General features: G+C 61.7%; 20 protein-coding genes. 11 read left to right on the forward strand and 9 right to left on the reverse strand.

Translation table 11 applies throughout. The features are described from left to right. Positions 1 to 18: 18 nt before the first annotated feature. The 6 genes from KIT10_11945 to KIT10_11970 form a co-directional block, all read right to left on the reverse strand. On the reverse strand, positions 19 to 1,026 hold the full coding sequence (locus tag KIT10_11945; protein ID MCW5899970.1) for a M28 family peptidase: 1,008 nt from the start codon (positions 1,024 to 1,026) through the stop codon (positions 19 to 21). Further along, positions 1,011 to 2,492, reverse strand: a complete 1,482-nt coding sequence (cysS, locus tag KIT10_11950) for a cysteine--tRNA ligase (GenBank protein ID MCW5899971.1) — start codon at positions 2,490 to 2,492, stop codon at positions 1,011 to 1,013. The genes KIT10_11945 and cysS overlap by 16 nt, the downstream gene beginning before the upstream one ends. Before the next feature lie 104 nt (positions 2,493 to 2,596). Further along, complete coding sequence (gene hflC / locus KIT10_11955; GenBank protein ID MCW5899972.1) at positions 2,597 to 3,535, reverse strand: protease modulator HflC; 939 nt, start codon at positions 3,533 to 3,535, stop codon at positions 2,597 to 2,599. Positions 3,536 to 3,537: 2 nt separating this feature from the next. Further along, the gene (gene hflK / locus KIT10_11960) at positions 3,538 to 4,512 is read right to left on the reverse strand and encodes an FtsH protease activity modulator HflK (GenBank protein MCW5899973.1); all 975 of its coding nucleotides are present in this window, start codon (positions 4,510 to 4,512) and stop codon (positions 3,538 to 3,540) included. Between the two features lie 120 nt (positions 4,513 to 4,632). After that, entirely contained in the window at positions 4,633 to 5,517 is an 885-nt protein-coding gene (locus KIT10_11965) for a toxin-antitoxin system YwqK family antitoxin (protein MCW5899974.1), read from the reverse strand. 104 nt (positions 5,518 to 5,621) lie between these two features. Next, complete coding sequence (locus tag KIT10_11970) at positions 5,622 to 6,572, reverse strand: NAD-dependent epimerase/dehydratase family protein (protein ID MCW5899975.1); 951 nt, start codon at positions 6,570 to 6,572, stop codon at positions 5,622 to 5,624. 90 nt (positions 6,573 to 6,662) lie between these two features. On the opposite strand from KIT10_11970, the gene KIT10_11975 reads away from it, so the two are divergent. The 3 genes from KIT10_11975 (at position 6,663) to KIT10_11985 (ending at position 9,388) form a co-directional block, all read left to right on the forward strand. Next, a complete protein-coding gene (locus KIT10_11975) occupies positions 6,663 to 7,784 on the forward strand; it encodes a rhodanese-related sulfurtransferase (GenBank protein MCW5899976.1) in 1,122 nt (373 codons plus the stop codon). A 68-nt stretch (positions 7,785 to 7,852) separates the two neighbouring features. Next, entirely contained in the window at positions 7,853 to 9,010 is a 1,158-nt protein-coding gene (locus KIT10_11980) for a homogentisate 1,2-dioxygenase (GenBank protein ID MCW5899977.1), read from the forward strand. Positions 9,011 to 9,166: 156 nt separating this feature from the next. Beyond that, on the forward strand, positions 9,167 to 9,388 hold the full coding sequence (locus KIT10_11985) for a hypothetical protein (protein ID MCW5899978.1): 222 nt from the start codon (positions 9,167 to 9,169) through the stop codon (positions 9,386 to 9,388). Here KIT10_11985 and KIT10_11990 read toward each other — a convergent pair. Then, entirely contained in the window at positions 9,380 to 9,775 is a 396-nt protein-coding gene (locus KIT10_11990) for an IS5 family transposase (GenBank protein ID MCW5899979.1), read from the reverse strand. The two genes, KIT10_11985 and KIT10_11990, sit on opposite strands and share 9 nt — an antisense overlap. Continuing rightward, complete coding sequence (locus KIT10_11995) at positions 9,706 to 10,146, reverse strand: transposase (GenBank protein MCW5899980.1); 441 nt, start codon at positions 10,144 to 10,146, stop codon at positions 9,706 to 9,708. The genes KIT10_11990 and KIT10_11995 overlap by 70 nt, the downstream gene beginning before the upstream one ends. A gap of 105 nt (positions 10,147 to 10,251) precedes the next feature. Between KIT10_11995 and KIT10_12000 the strand changes: the two genes are divergently transcribed. The 6 genes from KIT10_12000 (at position 10,252) to hppD (ending at position 14,616) form a co-directional block, all read left to right on the forward strand. Then, complete coding sequence (locus KIT10_12000; GenBank protein ID MCW5899981.1) at positions 10,252 to 11,439, forward strand: hypothetical protein; 1,188 nt, start codon at positions 10,252 to 10,254, stop codon at positions 11,437 to 11,439. Between the two features lie 371 nt (positions 11,440 to 11,810). Continuing rightward, positions 11,811 to 12,017: a DUF2281 domain-containing protein gene (locus KIT10_12005; protein ID MCW5899982.1), complete on the forward strand. Its 207-nt coding sequence runs from the start codon at positions 11,811 to 11,813 to the stop codon at positions 12,015 to 12,017. Continuing rightward, a complete protein-coding gene (locus KIT10_12010) occupies positions 12,017 to 12,403 on the forward strand; it encodes a type II toxin-antitoxin system VapC family toxin (protein ID MCW5899983.1) in 387 nt (128 codons plus the stop codon). The genes KIT10_12005 and KIT10_12010 overlap by 1 nt, the downstream gene beginning before the upstream one ends. Positions 12,404 to 12,597: 194 nt before the next feature. Beyond that, the gene (locus KIT10_12015) at positions 12,598 to 12,834 is read left to right on the forward strand and encodes a hypothetical protein (GenBank protein MCW5899984.1); all 237 of its coding nucleotides are present in this window, start codon (positions 12,598 to 12,600) and stop codon (positions 12,832 to 12,834) included. After that, positions 12,819 to 13,136, forward strand: coding sequence for a type II toxin-antitoxin system RelE/ParE family toxin (locus KIT10_12020; GenBank protein ID MCW5899985.1), 318 nt, complete (start codon positions 12,819 to 12,821; stop codon positions 13,134 to 13,136). The genes KIT10_12015 and KIT10_12020 overlap by 16 nt, the downstream gene beginning before the upstream one ends. 334 nt (positions 13,137 to 13,470) lie before the next feature. Beyond that, positions 13,471 to 14,616, forward strand: a complete 1,146-nt coding sequence (hppD, locus tag KIT10_12025; protein MCW5899986.1) for a 4-hydroxyphenylpyruvate dioxygenase — start codon at positions 13,471 to 13,473, stop codon at positions 14,614 to 14,616. A gap of 75 nt (positions 14,617 to 14,691) precedes the next feature. Here the strand turns inward: hppD and KIT10_12030 are convergent, their stop codons facing one another. Then, positions 14,692 to 15,111, reverse strand: a complete 420-nt coding sequence (locus KIT10_12030; protein ID MCW5899987.1) for a DUF4345 domain-containing protein — start codon at positions 15,109 to 15,111, stop codon at positions 14,692 to 14,694. Between the two features lie 162 nt (positions 15,112 to 15,273). On the opposite strand from KIT10_12030, the gene KIT10_12035 reads away from it, so the two are divergent. Beyond that, complete coding sequence (locus KIT10_12035; protein ID MCW5899988.1) at positions 15,274 to 16,176, forward strand: polyphosphate kinase 2 family protein; 903 nt, start codon at positions 15,274 to 15,276, stop codon at positions 16,174 to 16,176. A 32-nt stretch (positions 16,177 to 16,208) separates the two neighbouring features. Next, positions 16,209 to 16,607, forward strand: coding sequence for a hypothetical protein (locus KIT10_12040; protein MCW5899989.1), 399 nt, complete (start codon positions 16,209 to 16,211; stop codon positions 16,605 to 16,607). Positions 16,608 to 16,618: the final 11 nt, after the last annotated feature.

Consider the following 16,618-nt stretch of genomic DNA (forward strand, 5'->3'; position numbering starts at 1 on the left):
CGGAGTCATCCTCGCCACTCAACGCTCCTGCCACACCACCTCCAGCACGGTATGTCCCACGGCGTTCAGCGTCTCCCGGTCGATGATGTCCATGTTGTCATCGTGCGTATGCCAGTAGGGGCCGAAGGCGCGCGTGTCGGGATCGTACTGGATGATATCGATGCTGGGGATGCGCAGCTGCTTGTTGATGGGCACATGGTCGTCCGTGCCCACGAAGTATTTGGTCTCGTTGATGAAACGGTCGCGGTAGCCGAGCGCGTGCGCGGTCTTCCACACCTTGTGTACGATGGCCGGCGCGTACTGCATGCTCAGCGCTTCGCGGTAGAAGAGCGCGTCGCGGGCGCCCACCATGTCCAGCAGGATGCCGAAGCGCGCGGTGTAGCCCGGCACGTGCGGGTTCTTGGCGAAGTATTGCGCGCCCAGCGCCCAGGTGTCCGCGCTGCCGTTGTCCATGCCCATCGATCCACTGGGCTGGCCGTGGTCCTCCACGTCGGTGAAGAGGATGTCCACGCCGGGGCCGTGCTCCTTGCCGGCCAGGTGGCGCGCGATCTCCAGCAGCACGGCCACGCCGCTGGCGCCGTCGTTGGCCCCGTCGATGGGCTCGTTCTTGCGCTCGGTGTCCTTGTCGGCGAAGGGCCGCGTGTCATAGTGCGCGAAGAGCAGGATGCGGTCCTTGGCTTCGGGGTTGAAACGGCCGATGATGTTGCGCAGGGGCAGCTTCTGGCCGGTGTAGACGGTGACCGAACCGGTCTGCTCGGTCACCTCGGCGCCGTAGCCGCGCAGCTTGGCGATCATCCAATCGCCGCAGGCCCGGTGCGCGGCGGTGCCCGGCACGCGCGGACCGAAGTCCACCTGCTTCCGCACTAAGGCGTAAGCGCTGTCCGCGTTGAAATGCGGTGTGGGCGGCAGGGCGGGCAATGCCGGTTTGGGCGGTGCATCGGGCACTTGCGTATCCGTGCCGCAGGCCGATAGCAGCAGCATGGCGGCGATGCCGGCCCGGGTGGTGCGTATCAGGCGCGTTCCCATGTGGTGCCTTCCTTGGTGTCCACCAGGCGGATGCCCAGTGCGGCGAGCTGGTCGCGAATGCGGTCGCCCGTGGCGAAATCCTTGCGGGCCTTGGCCTCGGCGCGCTGCTGGATGAAGATCCGCACGAGGCCGTCCAGCGCTTGGTCGTCGTCCGCACGTGCTTCTTCGTGCAGCAGGCCCAGCACATCGTGGACCATCGTCTTGAACAAGCTGCGCAACCGTTCGATCGCGGAGGCCGTGAGCGCCATCTTGCCGTCGCGCACCGAGTTGATGATGCGCACGCCCTCGAACAGTTCGGCGATCATCACCGGCGTGTTCAGGTCGTCGTTCATGGCCTGGTGGCAGCGCTGTTCCAGGGCGGCGATGTCGGCCTGGTCGCTGTCACCGGGCTTCAACCTGTGCAGCGCTTCCACCGCGGCCATCAAACGCTCCAGACCTTTCTCCGCGGCCTGCAATGCGGCGTTGCTGAAGTCCAGCGTGCCGGCGTAGTGGCTTTGCAGCATGAAGAAGCGCACCGTCATGGCGCTGTAGCCGCGTTCCAGGAGCTTGTGGTTCCCGGTGATCAACTCTTCGGGCGTGAAGCCGTTGCCCTCGCTCTTGGCCATCTTCCGGCCGTTCACGGTGAGCATGTTGCCGTGCATCCAGTAGCGCACGGGGGCCTGCCCATCGGCGGCCACGCTCTGCGCGATCTCGCATTCGTGGTGCGGGAACTTCAGGTCCATGCCGCCGCCGTGGATGTCGAAGGTGCGGCCCAGGTACTTGGTGCTCATGGCGCTGCACTCCAGGTGCCAGCCGGGGAAGCCCTCGCCCCAGGGGCTGGGCCATTTCATCAGGTGCGCGGGATCGGCCTTCTTCCACAGGGCGAAGTCGAGCGGGCTGCGCTTCTCGTCCATGCCTTCGGTGTCGCGCGTGTTGGCGATCAGCTCGTCGATCCTGCGGCCGCTGAGTTCCCCATAGGGATGCTTCTCGGCGAAGCGCGGCACATCGAAGTACACGCTGCCGTTCACCTCATAGCCGTAGCCGCTGCCGAGGATGCGCTTCACCATCTCGATCTGCTCGATCAAGTGGCCGGTGGCGGTGGGTTCGATGCTGGGCGGCAGGATGTTGAAGAGCCGCATCACATCGTGGAAGCCGTTGGTGTACTTCTGCACGATCTCCATCGGCTCCAGCCTTTCCAGCCGCGCGCGCCTGGCGATCTTGTCCTCCCCGTGGTCCACATCGTCCACCAGATGCCCCACATCGGTGATGTTGCGCACGTAGCGCACCTTGTAGCCGATGTGCGAGAGCCAGCGGTAGAGCACGTCGAAGGTGAGGAAGCTGCGCACATTGCCCAGGTGCACATCGCTGTAAACGGTGGGGCCGCAGACGTAAAGGCCCACATGGGGCGGGTCCAGCGGCTTGAATTCCTCCTTCTTCCGCGTGAGGGTGTTGGTCAGGTGGAAGGGACCTGGGCGGGTGTCGGACATGGTGGTTCGGCGTGCCCGGCAAGGGCAGCGCGAAGGTAGTGGAGGGTTCCGCGTGGGGATCCGGTCATCAAGGCCTGCCCCTGGCCGGGGCATCGGTCCGCCGGCTACTTCATCCGCTTCAGGTAGCGGTAGAGTTCGTTGTCGGTGCTGAGGATCACGTGGCTTTCGCCGTCGAGTGAATTCTCCAACACCTCCAGGCTCTTCAGGAAGGTGTACAGTTCGCGGCTGGCCGGGTTGCGGTCGAAGGCCCTGGCGTAGATGGCCGTGGCGCTGCTGTCCGCCCGGCCCCGGATGCGCTGCGCTTCCATGATGGCCTCGGATTGGATGCGGGCCAGGTCGCGTTCCTTGTCGCCCTCGATCTTGCGCGCCTCGCCCTGCCCTTCGCTGCGGAAGCGGTCGGCGATGCGGTTGCGCTCGCTCACCATGCGTTCGTACACCCGGTCGCGCACTTCGGGGGCGTAGTTCAGGCGTTTGAAGCGGAAATCGAGGATGCGGATGCCCAGGTCGCTCGTGCGCTCGTTGGCCCTGCTCAACACCTGGGCCTCGATCTTGCTGCGTCCGATGCGGATGGGGTTGAGCACTTCGGCCTCCTCCATGTATTCCTCGGTCACTTCGGGTTCGCGGTTGGTGCTGCGCACCACCTCCACCAGGTCGTGCGCGGCCACCGCGTTGCGCACTTCGCCGTCGAGGATGTCGTCCAAACGGCTCTGCCCGCCGCGCTCATCGTTCAGGCGGATGAAGAATTGCAGCGGATCGGTGATCTCCCAGCGCGCGTAGGTGTCCACCAGGATGAAGGTCTTGTCCTTGGTGGGCACCTGGTTCACGTCACCGTCCCACTCGAGGAAACGCTTGTCGAAGAACTGCACCTTCTGGATGAAGGGCACCTTGAAGTTCATGCCCGGCTCGGTGCGGGGCTGTCCCACGGGTTTGCCGAACTGGGTGACGATGGCCTGCTGGGTCTCATCCAGGATGAAGACGCCGCTCCAGGACACGGCCACCACCGCCACGGCCAGCACGATGAGGAGGATGTTGCGCACGCCCATGGTCATTTGCTTTTCTGCAGCCCCTCGATGTTCAGCAGTGGCAGCACGTTGTTGCTCTTCTCGTCCACGATGATCTTGCGCCCCACCTTCGGCAGGATGCGGTCCAGCGTTTCGAGGTAGAGGCGGCGGCGTGTCACGTCGGGCGATTTGACGAACTCGATGTAGACGGCGTTGAAGCGGTCGGCCTCACCGGTGGCATAGTTCACGCGGTTCAGGGCGTAGGCCTCGGCGAGCTGGATGGTCTCGGCGGCCTCGCCGCGCGCGCGGGGGATCACCCGGTTGTACTCGCTCTCGGCCTGGTTGATCAGCGTGCTGCGTTCCTGCTCGGCCTGGTTCACGGCGTTGAAGGAGGGCTTCACCTTGTCGGGCGGATTCACATCCTGGAGCACCACCTGGTCCACGCGGATGCCGTTCTGGTATTCGTCGCACATCTGCTGCAACAGCACCTCCACGCGGCTGGCGGCTTCCTGGCGTCCCACGGTGATCACCTCGTTCACGGTGCGATCACCGACGACCTTGCGCATGCTGGCCTCGCACATGTCGCGGAAGGTCTTCTCCGCGTTGCGCACTTTGAAGAGGTACTGATAGCTGTCCACGATGCGGTACTGCACCACCCACTCCACATCGGCCAGGTTCAGGTCGCCGGTGAGCATGCTGCTCTCGTCGGAGTAGGCTTCCCTGCCGTATTCGGTGCGCACGCCGGCATCGCGGGTCCGGAAACCGAACTCATGTTTCAACTGGCGCTGCACCGGTGTCTTGTAGATGGTCTCCATCCAGAAGGGCAGGATGAAGTTGAGACCGGGCCGCAGGGTGCGATCGTACTTGCCCAGGTAGAGCACCACGCCCTCCTCCTCGGGACCGATGGTCTTGATGGAGGTGAGTGCGGCCAGCACGGCCAGCGCGATGAGCACCGCGCGGCGCAGGTTGCCGGTGATCTTGTCGATCAACAACCGGATGCGTTCCTCGAGTTCTTCCATGGTGCCCTATGATCGCGGCCCGCACGCTTCAAGCCGCGGACCGATGCGTGGTGGAACGATGCGCTGGCGCATGTTCCGTCATCGGGGCCAAGGTAGTGTTTGCTCCACGGAGGCCCCGGATCACTGCCGGTCCTCGGTGGTGATCGGCGCATCGCCCGCATAGCGGCCACCCTTGTACACCTGGATGCGCTGGAGCAGTCCGTCGGTGTCGTAGGTGTAACGCTTGCCGTCCCACAGGCGGCCGTTCTTGAACTCGCCCTGCTGGGAGATCCGCAGCTGCCTGTCGTAGAGCGTGTTCCAGCCGTTCTCGCGGAAGGGCACCGCATTGGGCTTCTCTTCCCTGGTCACCGCCGGCGCGGAGGGTGCCGATGCGTCGGGCTTCACGTCCTCGGCTTTCGGCACGCTGCGGATGTACCGGCTGTTCGCCTCGTTGATCACGCCGCCGTTGAACTCGGCCACCTGCAGCAGCTGGCCGTCGGGGGTGTAGCGCTTCAGGGTGCCTTCCTCGCGCCCTTCCTTGATGTTCACCGTCACGGCCAGTTGGCCGTTCTCATGGTAGTACTTCTGCTCTCCGTCCCGCTGGCCATGATCGTTGAAGACGAAGTCCTGCGCCAGCTTGCCGTTGGGATGCCAGCGCTGGAAACGGCCGGTGTTGCGGTCCAGGTCCCAACGGCCGCTTTCCTCCACCTTGCCATTGGGGTAGTACACGGCGTACGCGCCGCGCGGGCGTCCCAGGTGGTATTCGATCTCGCTCATCGGATTGCCGTTGGGCCAGAAGCGACGCCAGGTGCCCGTGCGTTTGCCGTTGTTGTATCGGCCTTCCTCCACCAGGGCGCCATCGGGGTAGCCGGTCTTGTCGGTCTCTGGCGCCACCACGCGCCACCAGCCTTGTTTGCGGCCCAGCTCGTCCACCCGGTTCAGGGTGTCGGTCGGGGCGATGGCCTGGGCGTAAGAGGCGGCGATTGTCAGCAGCAACAGGCAGGTCAGGGTCCAGCGGCTTGTCATCGGTCAGGGTTCGCGTCACGCGAAACGGTCCCGCAGGGTTTAAGGTTGCATGTTGCGGGATTGGAAATCGGCCAGCACGCCTCCAACATTCGACCTCCAACTTTTCAACTGCCCAGGTCCCGCTTCAGATTCACGACCATGTCATTCACCATGTCGGCCAGTCCGTAAGCCGGTTTCCAGCCCCAATCGGCATGGGCGGCACTGTCGTCGATGCTGCGCGGCCAGCTGTCGGCGATGGCCTGGCGGTGGTCGGGGGCGAAGTCGATGACGAAGCCGGGGATGTGACGGCGCACCTCGGAGGCGATCTCTTCCGGGTTGAAGCTGAAGCCGGCCAGGTTGTAGCTGGTGCGTTCCTTGATCCGATCGGCAGGGGCTTCCATGATTTCGATGGTGGCCCGGATGGCATCGGGCATGTACATCATGGGCAGGGTGCTCTTCGGCCCCAGGAAGCTCGTGTACCGGCCGTGCTTGATCGCCTCGTGGAAGATGTGCACGGCGTAGTCGGTGGTGCCTCCGCCGGGCGCGCTTTTCCAACCGATCAAGCCCGGGTAGCGGATGCTGCGCACATCCACGCCATAGCGTTTGTGGTAGTACTGGCACCAGCCTTCGCCCGCCAGTTTGCTGATGCCATAGACCGTGGTCGGCTCCGCGATGGTGTGTTGCGGCGTGCCGTCCTTGGGCGTGGTGGGGCCGAAGACCGCGATGCTGCTGGGCCAGTAGACCTTGTTCAGCCTGCCTTCGCGCGCCAGCTCCAGCACGATGAAGAGGCTCTCCATGTTCAATTTCCACGCGAAGGCGGGATCCTTCTCGGCCGTGGCGCTCAGCAAGGCGGCCAGCAGGTACACCTCGGTGATGCCATGTTTCTCGATGATGCGCTCGATGCCCCGTCGGTCCATGGCGTCCACCATCACAAAGGGGCCATCCTGCTTCGCTTGAGGCTCCTTGATGTCGGAAGCCACCACATTGTCGTTACCGAAGCGGGCCCGGAGGCCTTCGACCAACTCGGTGCCGATCTGGCCGCTGGAGCCGATGACGAGGATGCGTTTGTCGGGCATGCGCAAGCTTTGCTGAGGCGCCAAATGTAGCGCCCACCCATGGCCCCGGATGCCCCTGAGGCCGTGGCCCTTCGGCTATCTTTGTCCGGCATGGAAGCCCATCATTTGCGCAATCATCACGGCCCCCTTGAGCTTCGGGCCCGTCTGGGATCCGAGGGCTTTCCGCGCACCACGCTCAGTTTCTACCGATACGTGCGGCTGGCCGACCCCGCTGCCCTGAGGAGCGAACTGTACACCGAGTGGGAAGCGCTGGGCGTTCTCGGGCGCATCTATCTGGCCCATGAGGGGATCAATGCCCAGCTTTCGCTGCCCATGCACCTCCTGGACAGGTTTCGCAAGGCGCTGGACGCGCGGCCGGAGTTCAACAGCGTGCCCTTCAAGATCGCCGTGGAGGATGATGGCAGGAGCTTCCTGAAGCTTGCCATCAAGGTGAAGAACAAGATCGTGGCCGACGGTCTCGCGGATGATGCCTTCGACGTGGCCAACGTGGGTGAGCACCTCGATGCGGCCGCCTTCAACAGAAAGATGGAAGAAGGTGCGCTGGTGATCGACATGCGCAACAACTACGAGTGCCTCATCGGGCATTTCGAGGGCGCCTACCTGCCCAGGGCCGATACGTTCCGGGGGGCGATCGAAGAGGTGAAGGAAGTGATGAAGGAGAAGAAGGACGCCGAGGTGCTGCTCTATTGCACCGGCGGCATCCGCTGCGAGAAGGCCAGCGCCTACCTGAAGCACGAAGGCTTCACCAACGTGGGCCAGCTGCACGGCGGCATCATCGACTACGCGCGGCAGATCAAAGCGCAAGGCCTGAAGAGCAAGTACAAGGGGCAGAACTTCGTGTTCGATGAACGCCTGTCCGAGCGCATCACTGACGATGTGGTGAGCACCTGCATGCAGTGCGGCGCAAAGTGCGACCGCATCACCAATTGCCACGAAGCGACCTGCAACCTGCTTCTGGTGCAATGCGAGGCTTGCGCCACCAAGTACGCCGACTGCTGTTCGCCCAGCTGCCGCGAGATCCACCAGCTGCCCATCGAAGCCCAACGCGTCTGGCGCAAAGGCCGCAGCACCCGCAGCACCAGGACCAAAGCCATCAACGACCCCGAAGGCCTGCGTCGCCGCATCCGTGAGGAAGAGGAGCTGCTCGCGCTCAATGGCACACTTCAACCCGAACTGACGACCGTCAACCCACAACCGACAACGAGCGCTTAGGCTTGCGCGGCAGAAAACTGACAACGGGCAACCGCCAACCCGCTCAACTTTCAACCCCCAACCGGCCAATGCCGATCTACCATACACTGGGCAAGATCCCTCACAAGCGGCACACCGTCTTCAAGAACGGCAAGGACCGCTTCTTCTACGAGCAGCTCTTCGGCACCATCGGCTTCGATGGCATGAGCACCCTGAGCTACCACGTGCACCGCCCCACCATGGTGAAGGAGTTGCGCAAGCCGAAGGACGTCAGCCCCAAGATCGCCATCGAGAAGAACATGCGCTCGCTGCGGCTGCACGGCTTCAAGACCAAGCCGGAGAAGGACCACCTCGCTGCGCGCAAGGCCATTCTGGTGAACAGCGATTGCGCCATCGTGCTCGCCGCGCCCCAGGCCAAAACCGTGGACTACTTCTACAAGAACGCCGACTGCGATGAGATGATCTTCATCCACAAGGGCAGCGGCACCCTGCGCACCTTCCTGGGCAACATCGACTTCAAGTACGGCGACTACCTGATGATCCCCCGCGGGATGATCTACACCATGGAGTTCAAGGACAGCGACAACCGCCTGTTCATCGTGGAGAGCCACCGGCCCATGTACACGCCGAAGCGCTACCGCAACTGGTTCGGCCAGCTGCTGGAGCATTCACCGTTCTGCGAGCGCGATATCCGTCGACCGAAGAAACTGGAGACACACGATGAGAAGGGCGACTTCACGATCAAGGTGAAGAAGCAGAACCTGCTGCATGAATTCGTGTACGCGAGCCACCCCTTCGACGTGGTGGGCTGGGACGGCTACAACTACCCCTACGCCTTCAGCATCCACGACTTCGAGCCCATCACCGGCCGCGTACACCTGCCGCCGCCCATCCACCAGACCTTCGAGACCGACGCCTTCGTGGTATGCAGCTTCGTGCCACGCCTTTACGACTACCACCCGCAGGCCATCCCCGCGCCCTACAACCACAGCAACATCGACAGCGACGAGGTGCTCTATTACGTGGACGGCGACTTCATGAGCCGCAACGACATCGGCCCGGGCCACATCAGCCTGCATCCCGCCGGCATCCCCCACGGCCCGCACCCCGGCGCCATGGAGCGCAGCATCGGCAAGAAAGTGACCGACGAGCTGGCCGTGATGGTGGACACCTTCAAGCCGCTGATGGTGACCGAGGAGGCGCTGAAGCTGGATGATGGGAAGTACTGGAAGAGTTGGTTGGAGTGAGTTGTCACCCTGAGCCCGTCGAAGGGTAGGGCGTGCCGGCGCCAAGTGCCCGCCGTCGGGCTATCCGCAGTAGTCCTCGCCGAAGACGGCTCCGGGCTACTTGCTCCTATCCCTCACGCACCGCCCTCAACTTTGGCCTGTCAAGACTATCGAGCAATGCGCATCTATCTCGACAAGAACATCTTTTCTGAGTTGAGAAAACCAGAGCGGCAAGCCGATTTGGAATTCCTCATTCAACTCAAGAAGAGACATGTCTTCGTCTTCTCGGAAGCGCATCTTGAAGACTTGAACCAGGACAAGACTGAGAAGAAGCGGGACGATCTCTTGTTCATGGAACAGCTGGTAGATCGGAACTACCTAGAAGCCATCTCAAAATAGTTTGCGCATGAGGATCATGGCACAAGCGAGCTGGACGAAGCCCAGGAAGTTGATGCTGTGATACTCGTAGCGGACCACAGTACGCCTGAAGTTGTTGAGCCAGGCGAAGCATCGCTCCACCTTCCATCTCCGCTTGTATCTGCGAAGCTCCCTTCCATCTTGGGATTTTGAACGCCCTGCGCGGTTCGGTGCGATCATGCGGACCTTCCTGCGCTTGAGCTTGCGATCGAGCTGATCGCTATCGTAGGCCTTGTCGCCGATGAGCACTTGGGGCAATTCTTCCATGAAACGCGCGGCCAGCGTTTGGGTCACGAGCTTCACTTCGTGGGTGCTGGCTCCGAAGGTCCGTACGGCGATAGGAAGACCAGCAGCGTCTGTGACGACCATGATCTTGGTGCCTTTACCTCGCTTAGTCGGGCCGATATGGAGCCCCCTTTTTTGGCACTGGAGAAGGTGCCATCGATGAAGCATTCTGTGATGTCGATCTTCCCTCTTCGTTTGAGGTCCTGCGCCAAGGCCCACAGCACCTTGTCCCATACGCCCTGCTGACACCAGCGCTGGAAGTACCGATGGCACGACTGGTAAGGAGGGTAGCGCGGTGGAAGATCCTGCCATCTGGCTCCTGTCCGGCAGATCCATAATACCCCATTGAACACCTCCCGAGCATCCAGTGGCTTCCTGCCACGCGTCTCGGTCCTCTCTTGAATAGGTGAGAGCAGGTCCTTGACCGCTTCCCACTGGGCGTCCGTGCAGTCCATCGTTTTGGACATCGAAAGAGGACATGCACGGTGAAAGGATCAAGACCCTCCCTTCTTCGGTTGTCAAACGCCCGTTGTTCATGGCTCAGGACACCTCAACTATTTTTGAGATGGCCTCTAGTCAATGATCTGAAGGAAGGTCGTGCCGACATTCTAATCGCCACCCCAACTGAAGCATTTGACGGCAAGTCATTCTTCACTCCGGGAAGTATTGGCGACTTGTTCGGCGCGTTCGATGGCCTGAGCGGAACACTGTCAGTCTTGATGAAGGGGCTGTTCAGCATACGGCTGCCTTTGAACCTGGCCTCTAACATTGCCGCCATGGATGAGGCCGGGCGGAAGATCTGGCTAAAGCTCATCCCCAATCCAAAGGACTACTACACAATCGGGGAATGGACTGAACTGTTTGGCTCATTCCTCGATGCGCTCCACGAAGACAGATCTGTTTACAAGGGAGTTCGAGGGGCAATGAGAGAGGCTGCAATGGAGTTTGACTTCTCCATTAGCTCTAAGGATATCAAGATGGTAGACCGCACCGGCAAGGAGTGGTCATTGATCGACATGATCAACACAGGAGTTGAAAACGCCAACAAGAACAAGACGCCCTCAACTCACGACTACCTGACGACGACCTTTCTCATGCTGAACTTGACCGGGGTAGACGATGAGCCGAACAAGAAGGCACGATTCACGAATACGCAGAACGATGCGGGCCATGCTTTCTTCGGTGGACACTGCGACTATCTCGTCTCCAACGATGTTGGGTTCATAGTCAAATCGAACATCGTTTTTGGAATGAGAGGAATTGCCACGGAGACGATGAACCTACAGCAGTTCCTACAACGGATGAGATACTTAGAGCAGATATCGGAGCAGAGTGGAGCAGCCCTTTTCAAAGCGCTAGGTCATGGTCTTCGGCATTCGTTCCTCACCACGTCGCCAAGCGTGATGTTCCCATGGCGCACCTATGTGGACTACAAGGTGAATGAACGCTATCTAAACCATTTCAACCGACTCCAAGCTATCCATGAGGGAGAGCAATCGTTCTTACTCCTAGAGCGTCATCAGAACAATCTCTCCCAGTTCGACATGTACTCGGAGTATCAGGTCGTAGTTCACCAACTTTTGGATCTCTTCGGTCTTGATGACGACGGTCTTGGCCGATTCAACGAGTTAGATATTGAGCAACTGCGTGCCAAGACTTGGAAGGGTCGGTGGTGGACGCTCAATGGTGCCACAATTGGTGTTGAGGTGAACCAGGGCACGAAGAAATTCTGCTTGCTCATTCTCTAGGAACGCTAAGTCAAGTGGCAGCTGAGATTCGCGTGAGGGATAGAAGCGGAAAGCCCGCAAGCCGGTAATCGGGCGAGGACTTGTAGGCCCGGGTCAAGCCCGGGCTGAACTCCTAGCCTGACCCGGCCGACACTGAGCGAAGCCTAGCGGAGTCGAAGGGTGGGCCGGGGCACGCCCCAATGACCTCTAACAGCGAACATCCATCGCTAAGCCCTCTGTTCCTCACACTCCCGCCATCACCCGCAACCGTTCCAACAGCACCGCCGACCGCTCCGTGGCGACCGGTAGCACGAAGTGTCCTTCGATGACTTCAATGCACCGCTGGACGAGCGGTTTTGCTGAACGAGTCCTGTACGTTGTACCTTAGCAGTATGTCCAGCGCCGGCCTCTTCATCAAGATCGAATCGCTCCCTTCAGGGTTGCGCAAGGAGGTGGAGGCCTTCATCGACGGCTTGCTAAAACGCAAGCGCAAGGGAGAACCCAAGCGCAAGCCCATCCCGTTCGGCAAGTTCAAAGGCAAGATCCGTATGGCGGATGACTTCGATGGGCCATTGGATGACCTGAAGGACTACATGTGATGGATGTCCTGCTGGACACCCACATCCTGCTCTGGGCATGGAGCGGCGATAAGCGCCTTACGAAAGCCCAGCGTGAGCTGATCGCATCCGAAGAGGTCCGTGCTTGTGTGAGCATCGTCCCGCTCTGGGAGATCGCCATCAAATCCTCATTGGGCAAACTGGAACTGATGGCACCGTTGGATGAGATGATCGCCTCCTTGCCGGAGTTCGAGTTCCACCTGCTGCATTTGCGAACCGAGCATGTGCAACGGGTCACCACCCTCCCCCTCCACCACCGCGATCCCTTCGACCGGATGCTCATCGCACAGGCGAAGCACGAGGGTATGCATCTGCTTACGGCGGATCCGCACTTCGCCGCTTATGGGGTGCCGGTGATCGCAGCGTAGTGGGTGTTTCGCGTGAGGGATGGCAGCGGCAGCCCGCCGCAGGGTTGGGTGAGCAGCGCACGGAGCGAGGAGGCCCGAGGAACGAGGGAGCCCGCCGACCGCTAGGCTGGCGAGGATAACGCGCGTGGGCATGATCAACGTGCCGCGCTCGGTCCCACAGGTCCTGTTTTACCTTTGGACTACAACCAAGAGCCATGAGCCGCATCGAGATCAAGCAAGCGAACATCGCGAAACAGGTGCTGAACACCAGCGATGAGGAAGTGCTGGACCAGGTGAAGGCCGTGCTGGACCTGCAGAGCGGTGACTGGTGGAAGAACCTGCCCGCCAAGGTTCGCAAGGACGTGGAACTGAGCCTTGCCCAAGCCGATCGCGGTGGGACGGTGAGCCACGCCGAAGCCATGAAGCAGATCCGCGCATGGCGAAAGCGGTAAGGTGGACGCCGAAGGCGATCGCCACATACATCGAAGTACTGAGCTACCTGCGGGAGAAGTGGACCGCCCGCGAGGAACAGCGGTTCGTGGACGAGGTGGAGGATACCGTCCGCTATATCGTGATGTTCCCGAAGGGGTTCCGGAGTACCGGCCATGAACGCCTTCGAGAAGCACCGGTCAAACCATACACTATCCTGCTCTACCGCATAGACCGCTCAGCCATCGTGATCATCGGCCTGTTCGATATGCGCCGGCATCCGAAGTATTTGAAGCAACTGAAGAGCGGATGGAAGAAGGCGTGAGCACCTGGCAAGAGAGGACCTGGGATTTGATGCGGTAGCGGGCATTCCGCGTGAGGGATGGTAGCGGCAGCCCGCCGCAGGGTTGGGCGAGCAGCGCACGGAGCGAGGAGGCCCGAGGAACGAGGGACCCCGCAGCCCGTTGCGGTGCCGCACAACGCAAGGTGGCTACAGCGAACAGCCCGACCCGAGGCTTTGCGAGGGGCACGCCCACACCTCGGCTGCGCTCGGCGGGACATGCCCGATACCCACACTGATCCAAATCATCCCCACCCCCGCAAAAAGCCCGAACTTTGAGGCACCGAGCGTTCGGAGAACCCATCTATCCCCTATCCCAATGGCAACCGGACTCAAAGACGTCGACTACGGCCTGGAGAAGATCATGGCTGATGCACAGGACTTCCTGCCCCTGCTGGGCACGGACTACGTGGAACTCTACGTGGGCAATGCCAAGCAGAGCGCGCACTACTACAAGAGCGCGTGGGGCTTTCAGAGCCTGGCCTACGCCGGCCTGGAGACGGGCGTGAAGGACCGCACGAGCTATGTGCTGGTGCAGGACAAGATCCGCCTGGTGCTCACCACGCCGATGAACCCCGAGAGCCCGATCAACGAGCACATCCGCAAGCATGGTGACGGTGTGAAGGTGATCGCCCTGTGGGTGCCCGATGCGAAGAAGGCTTGGGAGGAGACCACCAAGCGCGGCGCGAAGAGCTTCATGGAGCCGGTGCGCGAGGAGGATGAGCACGGTTACGTGGTGCGCAGCGGCATCCACACCTATGGCGAGACGGTGCACATCTTCGTGGAGCGCAACGAATACAAGGGTCCCTTCCTGCCCGGCTACCGCGCGTGGAAGAGCCACTACAACCCGGAGCCGGTGGGCCTGAAGTTCATCGACCACATGGTGGGCAACGTGGGCTGGGGCGAGATGAACCAGTGGGTGGATTTCTACGCCCGTGTGATGGGCTTCGCGCAGCTGGTGAGCTTCGACGACAAGGACATCAGCACCGAGTACACCGCGCTGATGAGCAAGGTGATGAGCAACGGCAACGGCCGCATCAAGTTCCCCATCAACGAGCCGGCCGAGGGCAAGAAGAAGAGCCAGATCGAGGAGTACATCGAGTTCTACAACGGCGCAGGTGTGCAGCACATCGCGGTGGCCACCAACAACATCATCGAAACGGTGGGCGCGCTGAAGGACCGCGGCGTGGAGTTCCTCTACGTGCCGCCCAGCTACTACGACACGGTGCTGGACCGCGTGGGCGAGATCGACGAGGACCTGGCGGTGCTGAAGCAGCACGGCGTGCTGGTGGACCGCGACGACGAAGGCTACCTGCTGCAGCTCTTCACCAAGCCGGTGCTGGACCGCCCCACGATGTTCTTCGAGATCATCCAGCGCAAGGGCGCCAAGAGCTTCGGCAAGGGCAACTTCAAGGCGCTGTTCGAAGCGATCGAACGGGAGCAGGAGAATCGGGGGACGCTGTAGGAGCGATCAACCATACGAGCGAAGGGCGTTCACCATGCGGTGGACGCCCTTCGTGCTTGAAGAGGCGGATCGCGCTCACACCGCCATCACCTTCCGCTCCCACCTCATCCGCCAGCCCAGCAGCCCCAGCGCCACCAGGCACAGCGTGCTTTCGACCACCAACCACTGGCTGCCGAAGTCGCCCAACGGGCCTTCCACGGAGATGGTCATGAGGCGCGAGAGGGCGTACATGCCCCAGAAGAGCGCGATGAAGCCCAGCGCGGCTTTGCGGTCGGTGAAGACCAGGTAGAGCAACACGCCCAGGATGGCGATGCCCACGCCTCCGTACACCCCGCGGATGGAGCTGTAGGCGTCGGTGTTGTCGAGCTTCACCTGCACGAGGTCCATCACGGCCTGCGGATCGCCGAAGGCCATGAAGCTCACGGAAAGGATGCCCATCACCGAGATGCCGATGAGCAGCCAGCTGCTGATGGAAAGAAGTCTGTTGGTACGCATGATGTGGTGGTGTTATTGGTTTCGGCGGCAAAGGTCCCGGGGCCACGTCCCTCGGGCACTTGATGTGGATCAAGAAGCGACCAGCGTCGGGTGGAGGGACCCGCTCGCGCACTCCACCTTCTCACCGCTTTCACCACCTTCACCACTCCAACAGCATGACCCATGCGTGCCATCCACCTCTCCGACCCGCGCTTCGTCATCACCAGGCCCGGCACCTTCCGCCTGAAGGACCATGTGTGCGACCTGCCCAGTTCCGCCATCAAGAAGGAGTTGAAGAAGCAGCTTGATGCCGACAAAGCGGTGATCAGCGACCTGCAGGAAGTGCTCTACGCCTCAGGGAAGCATTCCGTGCTCCTGCTTTTCCAAGCCATGGATGCGGCCGGCAAGGACAGCTGCATCCGCCACGTGATGAGCGGCGTGAACCCGCAGGGTGTGGACGTGCGCAGTTTCAAGGCACCCAGCACCAAGGAGCGCAACCATGACTTCCTGTGGCGCCACGCCAAGGCCATGCCCGAGCGCGGCTTCATCGGCATCCACAACCGCAGCCATTACGAGGAGGTGTTGGTGACCAAGGTGCATCCGAACTTCATCCTGGGGCAGAACATCCCCGGCATCCGCAACGAGAAGGACATCACGAAGAAGTTCTGGGAGCAGCGCTATGCGAGCATTCGCAACTTCGAGGAGCACCTGGCCCGCAACGGCACGGTGATCATGAAGTTCTTCCTGCACATGAGCAGGGAGGCGCAGCGGAAGCGCTTCCTCGAGCGCATCGACGATCCGAAGAAGAACTGGAAGTTCAGCACCGGTGATGTGGCCGAGCGACGGCATTGGGACAAGTACCAGCAGGCCTACGAGGAGGCCATTCGCGCCACGGCCACGAAGCATGCGCCGTGGTACATCATTCCCGCCGATGAGCAGTGGGAGAGCCGCGCCTTCGTGGGCCGTCTGCTGCGGCTGCGCCTGGAAGCCTTGGGACTGAAGCATCCCGAGCTCCATCCGGAGGAAAAGGCCAGGCTGAGGGACGCCCGTCGCGAACTGCTCGCGGAGAAAGCCTCCCGCCCTTGAGCGGACGTACCTTCGCGGGACCGAGACGCCCCATGACCTTCCTCCGAACCCTGCCATTGCTGCTGGCCACCGTGCTGCTCCAAGCCTGCGAGCGCGATGACACCCGGCCCACGGTGAACCCCACCATCGAGTTCCGCACCGAAGCCGGCTACACCTTCAACAACGCCACCGTGACGGTGGGCGATACACTCCTGGTGGGGGTGGTGATCAAGCGGGGCACCGACGCCATGAACCACTTCAAGGTCGCCCGCAGGTACGACAACGGTCCGGAGGAAGTGACCGACAGCCTGTCGATGGGCACGGACGTCTTCGAATTCGACAAGACCATCGTCATCCGCGATGTGCCCGGCACCGAGTTGTGGCGCTTCAATGTGGTGGAGAACGACGGGGACGTCATCCGCCGCTCGCTGACCTTCACGGTGGAGGAGTAGGCCCGCTACGG

The organism is Flavobacteriales bacterium (assembly GCA_026129465.1).
Lineage (GTDB): Bacteria > Bacteroidota > Bacteroidia > Flavobacteriales_F > PHOS-HE28 > PHOS-HE28.